Origin of the sequence: Streptomyces torulosus, assembly GCF_001419765.1 — a bacterium.
GTDB lineage: Bacteria > Actinomycetota > Actinomycetes > Streptomycetales > Streptomycetaceae > Streptomyces > Streptomyces torulosus.
The window spans coordinates 1-1,642 of the sequence record NZ_LIRK01000672.1; the positions used below are offsets into that span (position 1 = coordinate 1).

Here is a 1,642-nt window from a genome sequence, read left to right on the forward strand (position 1 = left end):
CCTCCCGGCCGCCGTCGGCCCCCTGACCCCACCCCTAACCTCCGGGGCCGAGGTCAGGGGTGTCGGTACCCGCCGATGATCTTGTCTACTTGAATCCTCCAATTTTCCAGGACCGCTCGGCCCGCCGTCCTGCGGCGACCGCTGCCCGCTCCCTGGTGAACATCCGCACGGCTCCGACCCCAGGGGGTTCCAGTGACGGACGAAGCTCGACTCGTCGAATACATCCGCACGATGACGGGCGATCTCCGCAAGGCGCACAGACGGCTCAAGCAGCTGGAGGACGCCGACAGCGAACCCTTGGCGATCGTCGGCATCGGCTGCCGGTTCCCCGGCGGCGTCCACGGCCCCGACGGTCTGTGGCGGCTGGTGGACGAGGGCCGCGACGCCGTGGGCCCGATGCCCGAGAACCGCGGCTGGGACTTCGACGCCCTCTTCGCCGACGACGAAGGGCTCGGCACCAGCCGCGCCCGCGAGGGCGCCTTCCTGTACGACGCGGGCGAATTCGACGCCGGCTTCTTCGGGATCTCGCCCCGCGAGGCCCTGGCGATGGACCCGCAGCAGCGGCTGCTGCTGGAGGTCGCCTGGGAGGCGCTGGAGCACGCCCACATCGTGCCGGCGTCCCTCGCCGGCAGCCGCACCGGCGTCTACGCCGGGCTCATGTACCACGACTACGGCGGCGAGTTGTCGACCCTCCCCGACGAGGTGCAGGGCCTGATGAGCACCGGCATGTCCGGCAGCGTGCTCTCCGGCCGGGTCGCCTACACCCTCGGCCTGGAGGGCCCGGCCCTCACCGTGGACACCGCCTGCTCCTCCTCCCTGGTCACCCTGCACCTCGCCGCACAGGCGCTGCGGGCGGGGGAGTGCGAGCTGGCGCTGGCCGGCGGCGTCACCGTCATGTCCAGCCCGGCCACGTTCGTCGAGAGCAGCCGGCAGGGCAACGTGGCGCCCTTCGGCCGCTGCCGTTCGTACGCGGACGCCGCCGACGGCACCGCGTGGGGCGAGGGCGCCGCCGTCCTCGTCGTGGAACGGCTCACGGACGCCCGCCGCCGCGGCCACCGGATCCTCGCCGTGATCCGTGGCACCGCCGTCAACCAGGACGGCGCGTCCAACGGCCTGACCGCCCCCAACGGCCCCTCCCAGCAGCGCGTCATCCGCCAGGCCCTGGCGAACGCCCGGCTGACCGCCGCCGACGTCGACATCGTCGAGGGGCACGGCACCGGCACCCGCCTCGGCGACCCCGTGGAGGCACAGGCGCTCATGGCGACCTACGGCGCCGAGCGGCCCGAAGGCCGGCCGCTGTGGCTCGGGTCGGTGAAGTCGAACCTGGCGCACACCCAGGCCGCCGCCGGCGCCGCCGGCGTCATCAAGATGGTCATGGCCATGCGCCACGGCAAGCTGCCCCGCACTCTCCATGTCGACCGGCCCTCACCGCAGGTCGACTGGACGGCTGGGGCCGTCGAACTGCTCACGGAGGCGCGCGACTGGCCCGACCTCGGCCGCCCCCGCCGGGCCGCCGTCTCCTCCTTCGGCGTGAGCGGCACCAACGCCCATGTGATCCTCGAACAGGCCCCGACGGACACGGAACCGGCCCAGACGCAACCAGCCGACGCGACACCGGCCACGGCGGGGACGACCGAGGTCG

Annotated in this window: 1 protein-coding gene; it reads left to right on the plus strand. The window is 73.4% G+C overall.

The genetic code is table 11. The features are described 5' to 3' along the window. Nucleotides 1-192: 192 nt before the first annotated feature. Nucleotides 193-1,642: beta-ketoacyl synthase N-terminal-like domain-containing protein (locus AOK23_RS37035; protein WP_276205791.1), on the plus strand; the 1,450-nt coding region annotated here is incomplete at its 3' end.